Below are 16701 nucleotides of genomic sequence, written 5' to 3'. Positions count from 1 at the left end.
CTCACCGGACCGCCGTCGCCAAACCCGGAAGGGAACCACGACCCGTGAACAAGGCCCTGAGGTACGCCGCGACCATCCTGCTGGCCGGGCTCGGGCTGCTGCTCGGCGCCCCAGCCGCCTCCGCCGCGCTCGACTCACCCATCGCACTGGAGGTCGCCGGGGACGGCGGCCGCAACGTCAACGTGCTGTTCACCTGGAAGAAGGACGGCCGCCCGGTCACCGACATCGTCGCGGCGACCCTGCTCGCGAAGGCCCCCGACGGCCGTACCTTCGGCCCGATCCCGCTGAAGTCGGCACCCGAGGGCCAGAACCTCTACAACGCGGCCGAGCCGCTCCCCGCGGGTGAGTGGAAGGTCACCGTGACCGCCACCAAGCCCGCCGAGGCCCGCAAGTCGGCGACCGTGAAGGCACAGGACATCAAGCTCCCCGCCGCGGTCGCGCCGGCGTCCAGCACGGCACTGGCCGAACGCGCCCAGGAGAGCTCGTCGGACGACCTGCCCCTCCAGATCGGCATCATCGCCGCCGCCGCGCTGGCCGCCGTCGGCATCATGGTCGTTCTCGTACGCCGCCGGAACGTGTCCGGCTGACCCTCGGGCCCTGAGAACCACCGCGGTATGTATCCCTACGGGCAGGATGATGAGCTCGACCAGGCCATCGACAAACTGAGTGTTCGTATCTACACGGCGTTGCGCGACGGTGGTCTCGACGCCGGGCCCCTCGTCGGGCTGGCCCGCCTGACGGAGGAGTGGGACCTGCCCACTCCCGTCACGCGGGAACTCCTCGAACGTCCCGCCACCGGGTTGACGACCGCCGACCTGGCCCGGCTGGGCGAGGCCCTTCTCGACGGGATCGGCTTCAGGCCGACCTTCGCCCTGGAACCGGGCCTGCTGGTGCCGCTGGAGGAGGCGCTGAAGGTCGTGGAGCGTGACGTCCGCACCGCGGGGATCACCGGGACGCTTCGGATGATCGTCCCCGACCGGGACACCATGGGCATGGCACGGGTGGAGTTCCGGGGCATCTGCCATGGCAACGGCCTCGGGCCCGGAGCGGACCTCCGAGACGTGGCCGACGCCACCCAGGACGTGGTCGTGGAGGCGACCTGGAAGATGTGGCCCGCCTGCCCCGTACACGACCGGGGCCTGCTCGCCGAGCTGGAGAACGAGATCGCCGTGTGGCGCTGCACGAGCGGCGGAACACACACCGTCGCGCCGGTGGGCGAACTGCCGCCCGGACACCGTTGGCGGTCCGCTGATCCGCCGACTTGCCCCAACTCCTCATAGGGCGGCTGACGTGGGCGTCAGGCCGGTCGTGAGTAACCGTGGTCGCCCCTTCGCCATCCTGGCCAATGGCACTCCAACGGCAGGAGCGGCAGGATGATCCGGTGAAGCCGAACGAGAAGGTCGCGGCGGGGATCGCCGAGGAGTACCTGGACCGGTGGCGACGTGTCGCGCGCTACGACGAGCTTGCCGTGATGGAGGAGAACGGTGACAAGGACTGGGAGAACGTCACCGGCGAGGATGGCCAGGAGTACAAACTCCTCGCCTACGTGCTTCCGCACGGCGACGAGACGCTTCGGATGGTGATCTCGGTGAACCACCGGAGGAGGGATCATGCGGCTGCTGACCCGCTGATCCGGGAAGCGGTCATGCGCTCGGACGGCATCGTGACCACACCGGCGGATCTGGCCGAGCTGGAGGACCGTTGGCTCCTGCCCTACCGGGGGATGCAGGTGGTTCAGGTCCGGGTGAGCTATCAGTTGACGTTGCTCCTCGACGGTGATGCCCAGGTGAACATCGAGTCCACGGCGACGCTCACCAGCGGCCCACTGAGCGCTTCCGGCGAAAAGCCGGTCCAGTTGGCTCCCGAGCGCCAGGAGGTGGCGCCGGCCCTGGCTCTCTTCGGCGCGACAGTCGTGTCGTCGGTCGCCTTCAAGTCAGGTGCGCTGCGGGTGGTCTTCGACACCGGGACACACCTGAACGTGAAGCCCGATTCTCGATACGAGGCGTGGAGCACCCGCGGTCCCGACGATTTACGCTTCGTCTGCCCGCCGGGCGGTGGGCTTTCGATATGCGTTGCACGCGGGCGACGAGTTCGCGGGTGAGTGCCAGGCGGAGACGATTTTTCGTTCTCGCGTCGCTGCCTACGGCGTAATCACCCATGGCGACCACGGCGGCGTGAAGGTCGCCGGTTTCGCTCGCGTGGATCTCTTGTCCGTTGGCGTGGGCTCCGTGCCTCTCGGCCGCGCTGTAGCGGGAGCCGAGGAACGTGCCCGGCCGACGCAGTTCGTGTACTTGTGCTTCGACCAGTTCACGCGATAGAAACGTATCAATTCCTTCAACCCTTGATACAAGCCTTGTACCTTCTCCGAGAGAGCGCTCTCACGGTCCGGCGGTGTCGGCCGCCGTCGAAGGATCTCACCCCCCAAATGACCGCTGCACACGCAGCGGAAAGGACGAACCGTATGACGACCAAGCCTCCCGGCAACGGGAGTGTGACGACGTGGCGCCCGCGCCGTCGGCAGATCGGCCGGGCGCTAGCGTTCGGTCTCGTACTCGCGACCGCCGTCATGACGGCCGGAACACCCGCCACCGCCGCATCGCCGACCCTTAGCGCCCCTGATCTCGGGCCGAACGTCACCGTCTTCGATCCGAGCATGCCCGTCAGCTCAATCCAGGCGACTCTCGACGCGAAACACGCCGCTCAGGTCGACAACGAGATGGGCACCACGCGCCACGCGTACCTCTTCAAGCCCGGCACGTACGGCACCGCGGAGCAGCCACTCCAGATCAAGGTCGGCTACTACACCGAGGTCTCCGGCCTGGGTGCCTCGCCCACCGACGTCGTCATCAACGGCAAGGTCGAGGTCTACAACCGCTGCCTGGAGGGCGGCGGGACCGGCAACTGCCTCGCGCTCGTCAACTTCTGGCGCACCCTGTCCAACCTGTCGATCAACATCAACGCGGCCGGCCAGGACGGCTGCCGAGGGTCGGCGAACTTCTGGGCCGTCTCCCAGGCGGTGTCCCTGCGGCGTCTCAACATCAGCAGCGGCACCCTGTCGCTCATGGACTACTGCACCGCCGGCCCGCAGTACGCCAGCGGGGGCTTCATCGCCGACTCCAAGCTGCCGTCCGTCACGAACGGATCGCAGCAGCAGTGGCTGACCCGCAACAGCGAGGTCGCCGGTTGGTCGAACGCCGTGTGGAACCAGGTCTTCTCGGGCGTCGTCGGCGCACCGGCCGAGGCCGGGTTCCCGAGCCCTCCCTATACCACCCTCGATACCACTCCCGTCAGCCGTGAGAAGCCCTACCTGTTCGTCGACGAGCAGGGCAACTACAACGTCCGCGTGCCCGCCGTCCAGAAGGACTCACGCGGCATCACATGGGCCAACGGCATGACCCCGGGTTACACGCTGCCGATCAGCGACTTCTTCATCGCGAAGCCGTCGGATTCGGTGAAGACCATCAACAGTGCGCTCAAGAGCGGCAAGCACCTGCTGCTCACACCCGGTGTGTACGACATCGAGAAGAGCATCGACATCGAGCGCCCGAACACGGTCGTCCTCGGCATCGGGCACGCCACGCTGACCGCCGTCAACGCCTCGACCCCGATCGAGGTCGACTCCGTCCCCGGCGTGATCGTCGCCGGCGTGACCATCGACGCGGGTCTCAAGAAGTCGCAGGTCCTGCTGAAGGTGGGCAAGAAGGACAAGAGGAGCCACAGCACGGCGGCCAACCCGATCACCCTGTCCGACGTGTACTTCCGCGTCGGCGGACCCCACGTCGGCAGGACCAACACCGCGCTCGAGGTCAACAGCGACCACGTGCTCATCGACCACACCTGGGTGTGGCGCGCCGACCACGGTGTCGAAGGCTTCACCGACACCCAGCGGTGGAACACCAACACCGGCCGCAACGGCGCCATCATCAACGGCGACCACGTGACCGCGACCGGCCTGTTCGTCGAGCACTTCCAGCGGCACAACACCATCTGGAACGGCGAGGACGGCACGACGATCCTTTACCAGAACGAGCTGCCGTACGACCCGCCGACCCAGGCCGACTGGATGGACGGCGATGTCGAGGGCTATGCCGGCTACAAGGTAGGCAGGCACGTGAAGAGGCACCTCCTCTACGGCGGTGGGGTCTACGTCTTCAATCAGAACAACCCGCAGATCCACACCGAGAACGGCTTCGAGGTTCCGCAGACCCCGGGCGTCAAGCTGCACCACATCATGACCGTCAACCTCAGTGCCGGGATAATCGACCACGTCGTCAACGGCGTGGGCGACGCGGCCGACATGACGAAGATCGGTGCGCCGGTGTACATCACGGATTACCCGGCCCCGTAGGGCCCGCCCCGGTGGGCCGGAATCTCCGGACCCGGCCCACCGGGGATTTCGACTGGGTCAGCCTGCGAGCTGCTTCTGCAGAGCCTCGGCGTCGTGGAGGGCCGACATGTGCAGAAACTTCCCGTCGCGGATCCTGTAGATGGCGTACTCGACGATCTCGATCGACTTACCGGTGGGAACTGCTCCGAGCCACTCCTTGGCGGGGGTACCGGTATTGATCAGACGGGCGGCGAGGCTGTCGCCGTTGATGGCGAGCTCCTGGGTCTCCCAGTGGAAGTCAGGGACCGCGTCAACGATGCTGTTCAGCTGCGCGACAAGGGCCGCGCGGGAGCTCGGCTCGCTGTGCATGATGATGGACTCGTGGACGAACTCGTCCATGCGGTCGAACTCGTGTGCGTTGAGCGCCTCGATGTAGCGCTCGTAGAACTCGCGCAGGTTGGTGTCGGACATGATGGCCTCTCTGTCGCCCCGGATCGGGGCTGTGGTCGGATAGTGATGACTCACGACGCCCTTCCGCGATCTCGTCGCGGCGGCCATCGCTGAAGGGGGAACCTCGACCCCGCGACTTCTATTCCAATCGGTACATAAGTTGGTGCGTCGCGCCACTGACGCACTCGCGCCGGCGGATCTCGTCACGCCCCGGCAAGCGCAATGAGGAGCGGGACGAGCAACGCGGTCGCGTTGTTGACGCCGTGTAACAGAACGCCCGGCCAGATCGAACCCGACCAGCGGAACAGCAGGGCGGCGAGCACGCCGACGACGAACGCCACCGGCAGGACGGGGTTGACAAGGAGGAAGGATGCCGCGTAAGCGACGCCTCCCGCCAGGATCTCCGGCCACCCTGGTGCCTTCAGCCGGACGCCCGCGGCCGCGGTTTCGCCAAGTGTGTTGACGGTCATGGCCTTTCCACTGTTGTTCCCGCATGGGTTGGCTGAAAGGAGAAACCATGTTGTCGGGACACAGTCAACACATCGCTCGTACGGCAAGTTCAGGGCGAGCACGTCAACGGTCCGCCTGGCGAGTGTCTGCGCCGGATTCGATCCGGGGCATCGTCCTCGCACTGGAGGGCGATTCTGTAAGCACGGCCGACGTGGCCCTCAGTGAGGCTCTGCGCGGATGCGTGTCGGACGCCTCCGCATCCTTCATCTCGGCAGAGTCGCACACCCGCTATGGCTGCCAGCTGCGCAGTGCCATGTCGGCGATGTCCTGGACAGCGATACCGAATGCCACCGTCATGATGTATCGGGCGAGTCGCCCAGCGTCGGCGTCGCACGGGAGGTCGCCCTCGTCGACGGCGCGCTGGAAGCGCTCCTCAAGGCGTAGGCCGGTATCGTTCCGCCAGCCGACGAGCAGATCGTGCACGGGTCGCCCTCCGTCGCTTGCCGCCAGCGCGCCCTGCACTGTCAGGCATCCAGGATGGCCTTCGGGAAGGGTCGTGGTCCGAACCGCTCCACGCAGGAGCGCCTCGGCCACCCCTCGTGCGGTCGGCTCCTCCAGGGCGCGCGTCCCGTAGGAGGCCGGCCCTTCGATGTAGCGCTCCAGTGCCCTGCGGAACAGCTGCTCCTTGTTGCCGAAGGCCGCGTACATGCTCGGCTTGGTGATCCCCATGGCCCCGGTCAGATCGGAGAGGGTCGCCCCCTCGTATCCCCGCTTCCAGAACACCTGCATGGCGCGCTCCAGCGCCTCGTCGATGACGACGAGGGAGGCAGACAATGGCGTGGAGCACCCGGCAACTTGCCGAACTTGCGGGCTCGACGGTGAAGGCCATCCGGCACTACCACGAGATCGGGTTGCTGGATGTGCCCGAGCGCACGGCCAACGGATACAAGCAGTACAAGGTCTCGCACCTGCTCCGGCTCTTGCAGATCAAGCGGCTGAGCGATCTAGGGGTGCCGCTGTCGCAGGTCGCGGCGATGGAGCGGGCCGACGAGGAGCCGGACGAGGCAATCCAGGTGCTGGATGCCGAGCTGGAGGCAACGATCGAACGGCTCAACCGGGTGCGCGCGGAGCTGGCTGTCATCTTGCGTCATCGCGCACCGATGCATGTACCGCCCGAATTCGCTCCCCTCTCTCGGGACCTCTCCGACGCGAACCGGTCCTTACTCATGGTCTATTCGACGGTTTTCAGCGAAGAGGTGACGGAGAAATTCCGTCAGATGATCGCCGTGCGCGACGACACCGATGACGAGTTCGACGCCATTCCCCCTGACGCCGACGATGCCATGGTCGACCGGCTTGCCGAGCGAATGCTGCCAGTGGTCCGCAGGAAGCGGGAAGAGCACCCGTGGTCGAGCGAGCCGCTTCTCCCTCCGTGAAGAGACCGCGCGGGGGATCGTCTGCTGGTCGAAAACCCAACTCGCCAGGTCGGCCTCGGTACCGCCGCGTTGTTGACATCCCGCAGGCGGGCTGTCCAGGGGTGAGCTGTGGTCCTGTCCTGGTGGTACGTGCCTGCAGGGGGTGCTCAGATGGGATGAAGGTCATCTGGGCGGTAACGGGCTTTGATGTGGACGCGTTCGCCCTGAGGGCCGAGGATGCTGAGGAATTCCACTGGGCGCTCGTCGGCGTTGCCGAACCAGTGCGGGAGGTGAGTGTCGAATTCAGCGACTTCGCCCTCGGTGAGGATGAAGTCCTTGTCGCCGAGGACGACGCGTAGGCGGCCGTTGAGGACGTACAGCCAGTGGTAGCCCTCGTGCGACCGGGGGTCGGGTTCGCGGCCGTCGGTCAGACCGGCGGGCAGGATGTGCTTAAACGCCTGTAGTCCGCCGGGTTTGCGCGTAAGCGGGACGACGGTCATGCCGTTTCGGGTGAACGGCTGTGGATACACCCGGGGGTCGAGATCGGCCGGGGCGCCGACGAGCTCGTCGATCGGCATCTGGTAGGCCCTGGCCAGGGGCAGCAGGAGTTCCAGGCCCGGTTTGCGGTGTCCGGACTCCAGCCGGGACAGGGTGCTGATCGGGATGCCGGTGGTCTTCGACAGGGCGGTCAGAGTGGCGCCGCGGCGACGGCGCAGCTCACGCAACCGGGGGCCGACCGCTGCCAGCAGGGCGTCGAAGTCATCGCTCATACGGTCACTGTGGCCCCGCTTTGCATTTTTCGCAAAGAACTTTGCCAAATTGCCCGGCATGGGTGCACGTTGGCGTCGGAGGTGGTCGCGATGATCCGAGATCCCAGGTCGGCAGCGTTGATCAGTACAACGTGGTGGTGGCCGGCAGAGGCCCGGCGGGCTTCAGCGCGGCGCTTACGCCCGAGCGCGCCCGTAGGTCGGTGCTGGTGTTAGACATTCGTGTGGATCCAGACCCGGGTGGCGCAGCCCTTGCCGCCGATGCGGGTCGTACGTGACCGGAACCGCGCAGGCGCCTGCCTGCGGCCTCCTCGTCCGGCCAGGACGCCAACCGGAACCGGGCGACGGCAAACCAGCGTTGACGGCAGCGACCTGAACGCACCCCACATCGACCACCAAAAAACCAGCGAGAGGACCGGACACCATGGACGTCCAGCACTGGGACGAGATGTACCGCAGCTGCGACCAGGTATTCAGCGGCAAGCCCAACGGAGTACTCGTCACCGAAACCGTCGACCTGCCACCGGGCCAGGCACTCGACGTCGGATGCGGTGAAGGCGCCGACGCCCTCTTCCTTGCTCGTCGCGGCTGGCAGGTCACCGCGGTCGACATTTCCCAGATCGCCCTGCAACGTGCCACCGCGGCTGCCACCGGCACACACCACACCCGCGACAGCGTCCTGCGGGCACTACGCCTGCCGTGAGCCAGTCGGCCTCCACACCGGCGAACGTGGCAGTACGTTCGCCTCGTCCTTCATGAAGCCGGGCGCATCAGCACGCGGCCGGTGCACGTACCCGGCCGCAGTCGCAGGCCGAATCGCCGGGCGGGGTCGACGTCCAGCCGGCCGATCACGCGCTGGGCCGTTCCCGGGGCGGGCTGACCACCAAGCTGCACCTGAGCTGCGCTGCGCGAGCGAGATCACGCCCCAAGGGTGCGTCACAGCCAGCCGCGGTCGCGAGCGACCCTCGCTGCGTCGTGCCGGGTTGCGGTACTCGTCTTCTGCATCGCGCTCGAGAGATAGTTGCGCACGGTGCCCGGCGCGAGGTGCAGCCGCCGTGCGATGTCCTTGACCGAGTAGCCTTCGCGCGTCTCACGGAGGGCGTCGACCTCGCGATCGGTGAGCGGGGAGTCGTCGACGACGGACGCCTCGAGCACATCGTGCGCGATCCAACGCCGCCCGGTGTGCAGCGTGCGGATGACCTCTGCGATGTCTTCCGGGTCAGCTCCTTTGCTCATGAAGCCCAGCACCCCGAGCTTGAGCGCGCGTCGCAGGACACCAGGACGCGCGTGCCGGGTGAGCATCAGCACGCGCTGCTCGGGTCGCTCCGCCCTGATCGCAGCGACCGCCTCGAGGCCGTCCATCCCGGGCATCTCGAGGTCGATGACCAGCACATCGGGTCGGTGTCGCAGCGTCACGGTCACGGCGTCGGCGCCGTTCTCGGCCTGCGCCACGACCTCGATGGTCCCGTCGAGCGGGAGCAGCGCCGAAAGCGCCGCACGCAGCAGGTGCTCGTCGTCGGCCAGGACGATCCGGATCGGATCGGCGTTCGTCATCGCGCATCCTCCTTCGCGCGGTCGGCGGGAACCGGATCGATCCGCGCGGCGACGACGAACCTGCCCGGTGGCCGCTCGATCCGCAACCTACCGCCGGCGCTCTCCACACGCTCGCGCAGGCGCGCGAGCCCGCGCAGCGAAGAGCCGGCAGCGTCGATCACACCGTCGTTGGTCACCTCCACCGCGCCCGGCGACGCCGTGATCGTGACGATCGTGGGGCGCGCATGGCGAAGCAGATTGGTCGTGGCTTCGCGCAGCACGTGCGCCAGCAGAGGATGCGCAGAGGTGCCGGTCCCGTCATCGAGCCGCGCCTCGACGGCGATGCCCGCGGCCTCGCACAGTCGCTTGGCGTTCTCGAGCTCGGCCGCCAGGTTCAGCTCGTAGCGCGCGTACGCCAGCGCCCGCGTCTCGGTGATGGTCTCGTCGGCGAGCCGGCGGATCTCGCCGATCTCCGCCTCGGCACGGTCGGGGTCGGCCCGCACCATGCGGCGGGCGAGCGCGGCCTTGAGTTTGATCACGTGCAGCGAATGGCCCTGGATGTCGTGCAGATCGCCGGCGAAGCGCATCCGCTCGTGCGCGACAGCGAGCTCGGCCTCCGTCTCCTTCGCACGCTCGATGCGCCGCACGACCAGCCAGGCCTGCTCGCTGACGAGGATCACTCCGGCGATGAAGAGCGTTCCGACGGCCGGGGTGACGAGGTACGCCGCGGCGAGCTCCCAGGTGGCCGGGTGGAAGAAGAACGAGCTCGCGCCGATCGCCGCGACACCCAGCGCGAAGGCCACGATCCACAGCTTCCAGCCCTTCGTCCTGGCGAGCAGGAGCGCACCCACCAGCGACACCGGGACGAAGCCGATGGGGCTGGACGTGGTCAGGGCGCCGATGATCCACGCCGCCGTGGTGAACATGAGTGCGAAGAGCGCCTGCCGGGGATACCCGTCCAGGCTCCATTCGCGCAGCACGCCGAGGGCGGACAGGAAACCGACCGCCATGGTCAGCCCCTCCCACCAGGACGTCGCCGTGAGCACTACGCCGAGGACGCTCAGCGGCGCGATCGCGGCGACGGCGGTGACCATCACCACCCGACGCATCCGTGTATCGGTCGGGGCGTCGTCCTGCGCGTGGTCGTCGATGGTCAGATCCGCTTCTCGGCTTCCCGCCGCTTGATCGCGCGGCCGACGAAGGGCTTCGCGATCAGCGCCGCGACGAGGAGGCCGAGCGCTACATACTGTAGAGCCCCATTGCGGGTGAAGAACCCCGTGATGCTCTCAGGAAGCGTCGTGAAAAGGCCGAAGTCGAAGTAGTACAGCCCGATGTAGGCGAGGAAGACGGTCACGGACAGGAGGATGACCGCGGTGAGCACCGAGTCGAGAATCTTCATAGTCCCTCCACGATCGCGTCCGTCGCCTGCCCGGGGTAGTGACGTGGTGTCACATCGTCCGGTGACACCCCGCCACTGCACGCGCGGCGGACGATGGGATGCGATGGGGGCATGACATCCCAGTCGGCTTCTATCGAGCACCCCGCACACGTACCGTTCTGGCGACGACCCTTCCGGGTGATCCGCGAGAACATGCGCGCCTATCTCGTCATCAACGCGGCCGCCTACGGCCTCGCCATCATCGGGTTCGTGATCGGACTCGTCTTCCCCGACCTCAGCGCGGCACGGTCTGCGTCCCTGGAGGAGGACGGCACCGGCGAGCTGGTGCGCTGGCTGGTGAACACCCCGCCGCTGTTCGCGCTCACGATCCTCGGAGTCAACCTCTTCCGGCTCAGTGTGCTGACCATCGTGCTTCCGTCACTCATCGTGCCCTTCGCGGGGCTCGCGTTCTTCGGCTACTGGTCGGTCGAGACCGGCATCACGCTCGTTCCGGCATCCCCCCAGGGGTGGGTGGCACTCATCCCCCACTCGCTGACCCTCGTCATCGAGTTCCAGGCGTACGTGCTTCTTCTGCTCGGCGCGTACCTCCTGGGCAGGAACTGGCTGTTCCCCCGCACCATCGGCGCGAAGAGCCGACGCCAGGGCTATGTCCGAGGCCTGCAGCGGATCGGCCTGCTGGCGCTGCCGGCACTCGCGCTGCTCATCGTCGGCGCGGTGTGGGAGGCGTACTCACTGCGGTACTTCGTGTACCCGCTCAGTCAACTGCTGCTGTGATCCCACCGGCAGACCGGGTGCTCACAGGCCGCCCGGGCACGCCGGTGATCCTCAGAGGAGTTGTCGATGGTTCCCTCAGAGGAACTTATCCCGACGAAAAGCCCTGACGGGAAGGCGCATCCTCGAGCACCGGCCGCTTCAGGACTCGTCGGTTCCCTGGCACGGGCGATCGCCGCGGCGCGGGAGTTCACGCCGAGCTTGACGAGGATGGCGGAGACGTTGTTCCGCACGGCCTTGTCGCTCAGCACGAGGCGGGCGGCGACCTGCGCGTTCGTGAGTCCGGTGGCGATCAGGTCGAGCACCTCGTGCTCGCGCGCGGAGAGCTGCGGGAAGGGCGAGCCGGCGGGCGCGGTGCGCTGCCGGGAGAAGTAGCGCTCCATGTTCTTCTGCGACATCATCGCGGCGGCCGGAACGGGCATGCGCTGGTCGGAACTGGCAGGGCTCACCGTGGACCGGGTGGACTTCCTTCGCCGGACGGTGAAGGTGGATCGTCAGCTGGCCAGAACACCGAAGGCTGACGGCGACATGTTCATCCCGCCCAAGACCAAAGCCAGCAACCGAGTCATCCCGCTTCCTCAGACCGTCGTAGACGCTCTGGCGGCTCACCTGAAGGAGTTCGGAGAGGGAACCGAGCGGCTGATCTTCACGAGCCCGACGGGATCACCGCTGAACTACAAGAACTTCCGAGCACGCACCTGGGTGAAGACCCTGGTGGGCATGGAGGATGCCCCGGAAGAGACCACGTTCCACACGCTTCGGCACACCTACGCAAGCCTGCTGATCCACGCGGGGGAGCCCCCCAAGGTGATCCAGGAACGGCTAGGGCACGCGAGCATCACCGAGACCATGGACACGTACGGGCACCTGTACGACTCCGCAGACGAGACCACCCGCGCGGCCATCGATGCCGCGTTCGCTCCGCAGGATGTTGACGAAACGTTGACTCCTGGCATTGAGAACGACCCCACAGGGGTTGCTGTCTAGCTTGTTTTGCCTGGTCAGGAGGCATTTTTGAGTAGGGCGCCTGGGAATCGAACCCAGAACCTACGGATTAAAAGTCCGCAGCTCCACTAGGAACGTTCTCCACGTGCGAAGGTGGAGAGGAGAGGCCTCGGCCCGGCGTCTGGGAAAAACCATGATGTCGTACGCTGAGGCCTTCACTCGCAGCATCGCCGATCCCGAGGACTTCTGGGCGGAGGCGGCCGAGGCCGTCACCTGGAGCAGGCCACCGCGCGAGGTGCTGGACGCCGGGGCCCCGCCCTTCCACCGATGGTTTGTCGGCAGGGAGCTGAACACCTGCCCCCGGCCCACGGCGATCGTGTGCCGCCATCGTCGAACACGCCATCCACATCCTTGGCGCCACCAGGTCACCAACTCGGCCGCGATCTCGTCATGGCCCCGCAGGACGCGGACGACACAGCCGGACCCCTCCTCCACAACCGGGACACCGAATTCACCGCGGTCACCGTCCGGTCTTCCGGGTGATCACCACCTCGTCACGCTCAACGGTCCCCCTCCGCCACCGGAACGTCTTCCCGCCGGGAGAAGTTCACCCCGCATCCCGTTTCCCTCCCTGGGGCGGGGTAAGTGGCCCGGCATGCGTTATCACGTTCTGGCCTGTGACTACGACGGGACGCTGGCCACCGAGGGCCGCGTCGACGACGGCACCCTGGACGCGCTCGAACGCCTCGCACGCTCGGGGCGGCGGCTGGTCATGGTGACCGGCAGGGAGATCGAATCACTCACCCGGGACTTCGCGCGGCTGGACCTGTTCGACCTGGTCGTCGCCGAGAACGGGGCCGTGCTCTACCATCCCGACGAGCAGGAGAGCTCGACTCTCGCGGAGGCGCCGCCCGAGGCCCTCGTCGAGCGCCTGCGCGAGCTGGACGTGGAACCGCTCAGCGTCGGCTCGGTGATCGTGGCCACCTCCGAACCCCACCCCGAGACCGTGCTCAACGCCATCCGCGAGCTCGGCCTGGAAATGCAGGTGATCTTCAACAAGGGCGCGGTGATGGTCCTGCCCTCGGGCGTCAACAAGGCCACCGGCCTCGCCGCCGCCCTCGCCGAGCTGGAGATGTCGGCGCACAGCACGATAGGCGTGGGCGACGCCGAGAACGACCACGCGTTCCTGGCCGCCTGCGAGTGCGCGGTGGCGGTGGCCAACGCGCTCCCCGCCGTCAAGGAACGGTGTGACCTGGTGACCGAGCGGGAGCGCGGCGCCGGGGTCGTCGAGTTGATCGACCGGCTCATCGAGAACGACCTGGCCGACGTGGACGTGACGCGCCACCGCCTGCTCCTGGGCACCGGCGACGCCGGGGAGGTGCGGTTCCCGCCGTACGGCATGCGCGTGCTGGTCGCCGGGCCCTCGCACAGCGGCAAGTCCACCGTCACCGCCGCGCTGCTGGAGCGGATCACCAAGGCCGGCTACCAGTTCTGCCTGATCGACCCCGAGGGCGACTACACCGACGGGATCGAGGGCGCGGCCGTGCTCGGCGACGTCCGGCGCGCACCCACCCAGGAGGAGATCCTCCAGGTGCTGCAGGACCCCGGACAGAGCGTCGTGGTCAACCTGCTGGGGGTGCCCCTCGACGACCGGCCCGGTTTCTTCCAGGGCTTCCTGCCCCGCCTGTCGGCACTGCCGGCCGGCGCCGGGCACCCGCACTGGCTGGTGGTCGACGAGGCCCACCACATGATGCCCGACGGGTTCAAACTGCAGTCGGTGGAGATGCTGCGCGAGATAGGCGGGATCCTGCTGGTCACCGTGCATCCCGAGGCGGTCAGCGAGGCGGTCGTCCAGGCCCTCAACACGATCGTCGCGGTCGGGGACGAGCCCGGAGGCGTCCTGGGCGCGTTCGCCGCCGCCACCGGCCACGACGCCCCCGGCGGGGATCTTCCCGACCTGCCGACCGGGGAGCTGCTGTTCTGGGAGCTCGACGGCGAGCCGGTCAGGGTGCGGCTGGCCCCGCCCGAGGAGGAACGCCAGAGGCACCGCCGCAAGTACGCCGCCGGTGAGCTCGGGGAGGACGCCAGCTTCTACTTCCGTGGCCCCGAGAAGGCGCTGAACCTGCGGGCCGGCAACCTGACCGCGTTCTGCCGCCTCGCCGACGGCGTCGACGAGGACACGTGGACCTACCACCTGCGCCGGGGCGACTATTCGCGGTGGCTGGCCGACAGCGTCAAGGACGAGGAGCTGTCGGCCGAGGTGGCCGAGGTTGAGCAGGATCCCGACTCCGTCGACGACACCAGGGGACGGGTGCGCGAGCTCATCGAGGCCCGCTACACCGCCCCCGCCGAACCGAGCGGAATCACCTGATTCGCCGGCCGGTCCGGTGAGGACGGCGTGCCCCCGCCCAGCACGCCGTCCTCACCGGACCGGTGGGAGCACCTCTGTCGTCAGAGGTCATGACGTGGCTTCGGTGAGCTGGGCGTGAAGGCGCCCGCACTCGTGGACGAAGCGGGTCGTCCGGCGGCCGCGCGCGAACTCGGCGACGACCGGGATCTCCCCGCGCGCGCCGGTCCAGCGTGCCACGTCGGCGGCGAAGGCGACGAGTTCGGTGTGGGTCACGGTGATGCGCCGCCCCTCGCCCGGCAACATCCCGGGCAGCAGGGCGCGCAGGATGCGCCACACCTCGTGGTGGCCGCCGGCGTCGGCCAGCTCGGTCAGGGCCGCGATGGCGGGGTGGATCTCCCGCCGGGTGCGGCGCAGCACCAGCGCGAGCTGGCGACCGATCGCCTCGGCGGGCAGGTCGCCGCTGGCCGCCATCCGCAGCACCACCGGGATCGTCCCGGGCACGCCGCTCCCCAGCAGAAAAGCGATGATCACCGCCGTCGCCTCGCTCACGGGGCCGTCGCAGGCGGCCAGGCTGGACAGTTCCGCCGGGGTCACGCTCGCGTACCAGCGGCTGCGGAGCACGAACGGCAGCATGTTCACGGCCACCACCTCGCGGTGCGAGGGCAGCATGGCCGGCCACCCGCCGATCCCGCTGCCCAGGCCCTCTTCCGACCGGTCGAACGGCTGCCGCAGCAGCACCTCGTCGATCAGCTCGTCGCCGGTGGGCGTGGCCCGTAGCACCGGCGTCAGGCGGACCTCGGTGAAGTACTCGGGTTCGCCGTCGCCGAACTCGGCCATGGACGCGTCCACCATGTGGGTCCACCGGAGACCGCACTCCGGGTCGGGCATACCCTGCCCGGCCAGCCATTCGGCCGCCGTACGCGCCGCCATGGAATCGATCTTCGCGGCCCGGTCGGCGGCGGCCGGGTGGCTGCCCCGAGGTAGTCGCAGCAGCGCCTGCTTCAGATCGGCCCGCAGCGGTTCCACGCCCGCGGCGGCGCACGTCTCCAGCCGGTCGACCAGCACGTCGGGATCGAGGTGGCCGGTCATCCACGTCGGCGTGGCCAGCAGCACCGGCGGCAGCGTGCCGGCGCGCAGGGCCCCGTACAGCTCCGCGTAGCGGGTGGCGAGGAAGTCGGACGGCGGCGAGAGACGGTTCGGGTGCGGGAGCCGGTGCCGCCGCCGCCACTCGTGCAGGGGAGGAAGCGGCTGGGGCTGGAAGGAGCGCAACCGGGGCGGGACGAAGCCGAAGGTGGCCGCCACGAGCGGCTCGTCCGGGCCGGGCGGGGGCACCGGCAGGCCCTCCCGCATCGCCGTGATCCGCTCGGGGTTCACCCCCAGGTCCGCCATGCGCTTGTAGGCGCTACGCAGGTCGTGCCACGACATGGCCGTCACCGAGTCGTCGTAGAGGACTCCGGGCTCCACCGGACGGCGCTCGCGGTGATCCGGGACGTCGTCGTCGAAATCCTCATCCTCGTCGAACTCCTCGGACTCGTCGGGGCCTGTGTCCGGCGCCTGGTCGTCATCGGAGGGCTGTCCGTACAGGTAGACCCGGCCGTTGGCGAAGGGGATCGGCCGGCCGGCCTCGACGGCCACGGCCCCGGCCGGGCCGTCGTCGCTGGTCCAGGTGATGAAGATGACGCGGAGCGGGGTGTCGTCGTCGAGGTAGCGGCCGGGGCGCCAGTGGCCGGCCACCGTGATCCGCCGTTTCGGCGGCTCCAGCTCGATCTCCTCGCCACGGACGACCGGGCGGATCGAGAACGAGCAACTCGGGCTGTCCCAGAACCTCTGCGGGCCGACAGGGGGGATCTCCGGCAGGGTGCCGGGCGCGACGAGCTCCTCGGCCAGCACAGCCTGCCATTCGTCGGGGTCGGTGATCTCATTCCTGTCCCGCCGGTATTGCGTCTGCTGCTCGACGTGGGGCTTGAGCTTGCGGCGCAGTTCCGCCCGGTCGTCGGCGATCCCGGCGACGAAGGCCGCCAGCCAGCGCTCCTGGCCGACCCAACGCTCGTGGTGGTTGGGGAAGATCGACGGCTCGGGGAAACGCTCCGGTGAGGGCACCTCGGGCAGCGGCGGAAACTCCTTGGCCTCGACCAGCTCCTCGACGGGCCTCTCCCCGCCGAACCGGGCGGCGAGCCTGGTGCCCACGTCGGCGGGAAGCTGGGGGATCACGTCGAGGATCGCGTCGGTGTGGTCGGCGAACAGGTCGGCGTGTTTCAGGGTCAGCTCGACCGCGCGGTTGCGCACGTCGAAGG

16 protein-coding genes and 4 pseudogenes are annotated in these 16701 nt (G+C 68.3%); 11 read left to right on the top strand and 9 right to left on the bottom strand.

Translation table 11 applies throughout. The features are described from left to right. Nucleotides 1-44: 44 nt before the first annotated feature. The 4 genes from OG587_RS16975 to OG587_RS16960 all read left to right on the top strand — a co-directional run bounded on the left by OG587_RS16975 (nt 45) and on the right by OG587_RS16960 (nt 4348). Complete coding sequence (locus OG587_RS16975; protein ID WP_329091392.1) at nt 45-587, top strand: hypothetical protein; 543 nt, start codon at nt 45-47, stop codon at nt 585-587. A 27-nt stretch (nt 588-614) separates the two neighbouring features. Next, complete coding sequence (locus OG587_RS16970) at nt 615-1280, top strand: hypothetical protein (RefSeq protein ID WP_329091390.1); 666 nt, start codon at nt 615-617, stop codon at nt 1278-1280. A 101-nt stretch (nt 1281-1381) separates the two neighbouring features. After that, on the top strand, nt 1382-2101 hold the full coding sequence (locus tag OG587_RS16965) for a DUF6188 family protein (protein WP_329091388.1): 720 nt from the start codon (nt 1382-1384) through the stop codon (nt 2099-2101). A gap of 360 nt (nt 2102-2461) precedes the next feature. Next, on the top strand, nt 2462-4348 hold the full coding sequence (locus tag OG587_RS16960; RefSeq protein WP_329091386.1) for an adenylyl cyclase: 1887 nt from the start codon (nt 2462-2464) through the stop codon (nt 4346-4348). A 57-nt stretch (nt 4349-4405) separates the two neighbouring features. Here the strand turns inward: OG587_RS16960 and OG587_RS16955 are convergent, their stop codons facing one another. From OG587_RS16955 to OG587_RS16945, 3 genes are all read right to left on the bottom strand, one after another. Beyond that, a complete protein-coding gene (locus tag OG587_RS16955; RefSeq protein ID WP_329091384.1) occupies nt 4406-4798 on the bottom strand; it encodes an ester cyclase in 393 nt (130 codons plus the stop codon). 182 nt (nt 4799-4980) lie between these two features. Continuing rightward, nucleotides 4981-5247, bottom strand: a complete 267-nt coding sequence (locus OG587_RS16950) for a CPBP family glutamic-type intramembrane protease (RefSeq protein WP_329091382.1) — start codon at nt 5245-5247, stop codon at nt 4981-4983. A 268-nt stretch (nt 5248-5515) separates the two neighbouring features. Next, nucleotides 5516-6061: a TetR/AcrR family transcriptional regulator gene (locus OG587_RS16945; protein WP_329091381.1), complete on the bottom strand. Its 546-nt coding sequence runs from the start codon at nt 6059-6061 to the stop codon at nt 5516-5518. On the opposite strand from OG587_RS16945, the pseudogene OG587_RS16940 reads away from it, so the two are divergent. Continuing rightward, nucleotides 6061-6648, top strand: a pseudogene (locus OG587_RS16940) (MerR family transcriptional regulator); the annotation flags it as partial. The gene OG587_RS16945 and the pseudogene OG587_RS16940 sit on opposite strands and share 1 nt — an antisense overlap. Nucleotides 6649-6809: 161 nt before the next feature. Here the strand turns inward: OG587_RS16940 and OG587_RS16935 are convergent. Then, nucleotides 6810-7412 carry an XRE family transcriptional regulator gene (locus OG587_RS16935; RefSeq protein ID WP_329091379.1) on the bottom strand — a complete coding sequence of 201 codons (603 nt, stop codon included), beginning with the start codon at nt 7410-7412 and terminating at the stop codon, nt 6810-6812. Nucleotides 7413-7833: 421 nt separating this feature from the next. On the opposite strand from OG587_RS16935, the pseudogene OG587_RS16930 reads away from it, so the two are divergent. Both OG587_RS16930 and OG587_RS47185 read left to right on the top strand, forming a co-directional pair. Next, nucleotides 7834-8061: pseudogene (locus OG587_RS16930) on the top strand (class I SAM-dependent methyltransferase); the annotation flags it as partial. A gap of 140 nt (nt 8062-8201) precedes the next feature. Beyond that, nucleotides 8202-8318 (top strand): annotated as a pseudogene (locus OG587_RS47185) (IS5/IS1182 family transposase); the annotation flags it as partial. A 27-nt stretch (nt 8319-8345) separates the two neighbouring features. On the opposite strand, the gene OG587_RS16925 reads toward OG587_RS47185, so the two are convergent. From OG587_RS16925 to OG587_RS16915, 3 genes are read right to left on the bottom strand one after another with little or no spacing between them, the layout of a single operon-like run. Next, nucleotides 8346-8963 (bottom strand): response regulator transcription factor, encoded by a 618-nt coding sequence (locus OG587_RS16925; RefSeq protein WP_329091378.1) that lies wholly within the window; start codon nt 8961-8963, stop codon nt 8346-8348. Further along, nucleotides 8960-10051, bottom strand: coding sequence for a sensor histidine kinase (locus tag OG587_RS16920; protein WP_329091376.1), 1092 nt, complete (start codon nt 10049-10051; stop codon nt 8960-8962). Before OG587_RS16920 ends, OG587_RS16925 begins: the two co-directional genes overlap by 4 nt. A 44-nt stretch (nt 10052-10095) precedes the next feature. After that, the gene (locus OG587_RS16915) at nt 10096-10341 is read right to left on the bottom strand and encodes a hypothetical protein (RefSeq protein ID WP_329091374.1); all 246 of its coding nucleotides are present in this window, start codon (nt 10339-10341) and stop codon (nt 10096-10098) included. Nucleotides 10342-10452: 111 nt separating this feature from the next. Between OG587_RS16915 and OG587_RS16910 the strand changes: the two genes are divergently transcribed. Then, nucleotides 10453-11115, top strand: coding sequence for a stage II sporulation protein M (locus OG587_RS16910; protein ID WP_329091373.1), 663 nt, complete (start codon nt 10453-10455; stop codon nt 11113-11115). On the opposite strand, the gene OG587_RS16905 is transcribed toward OG587_RS16910, so the two are convergent. Further along, entirely contained in the window at nt 11100-11513 is a 414-nt protein-coding gene (locus tag OG587_RS16905) for a response regulator transcription factor (RefSeq protein WP_329091371.1), read from the bottom strand. The two genes, OG587_RS16910 and OG587_RS16905, sit on opposite strands and share 16 nt — an antisense overlap. Between OG587_RS16905 and OG587_RS16900 the strand changes: the two genes are divergently transcribed. The 3 genes and pseudogenes from OG587_RS16900 (at nt 11494) to OG587_RS16895 (ending at nt 14428) form a co-directional block, all read left to right on the top strand. Next, nucleotides 11494-12099 carry a site-specific integrase gene (locus tag OG587_RS16900; RefSeq protein WP_329091369.1) on the top strand — a complete coding sequence of 202 codons (606 nt, stop codon included), beginning with the start codon at nt 11494-11496 and terminating at the stop codon, nt 12097-12099. The two genes, OG587_RS16905 and OG587_RS16900, sit on opposite strands and share 20 nt — an antisense overlap. A gap of 151 nt (nt 12100-12250) precedes the next feature. Then, nucleotides 12251-12403 (top strand): annotated as a pseudogene (locus tag OG587_RS47180) (acetyl-coenzyme A synthetase N-terminal domain-containing protein); the annotation flags it as partial. A gap of 309 nt (nt 12404-12712) precedes the next feature. Further along, entirely contained in the window at nt 12713-14428 is a 1716-nt protein-coding gene (locus OG587_RS16895; RefSeq protein ID WP_329091367.1) for an HAD family hydrolase, read from the top strand. Nucleotides 14429-14515: 87 nt separating this feature from the next. Here the strand turns inward: OG587_RS16895 and OG587_RS16890 are convergent, their stop codons facing one another. Further along, the gene (locus OG587_RS16890) at nt 14516-16693 is read right to left on the bottom strand and encodes a hypothetical protein (RefSeq protein WP_329091365.1); all 2178 of its coding nucleotides are present in this window, start codon (nt 16691-16693) and stop codon (nt 14516-14518) included. Nucleotides 16694-16701: the final 8 nt, after the last annotated feature.

It is taken from the genome of Streptosporangium sp. NBC_01469, from assembly GCF_036227305.1.
Taxonomy (GTDB): Bacteria; Actinomycetota; Actinomycetes; order Streptosporangiales; family Streptosporangiaceae; genus Streptosporangium.
The sequence above is the reverse complement of the archived record's forward strand: the minus strand, read 5'-3'. Positions and strand labels throughout refer to the sequence as shown.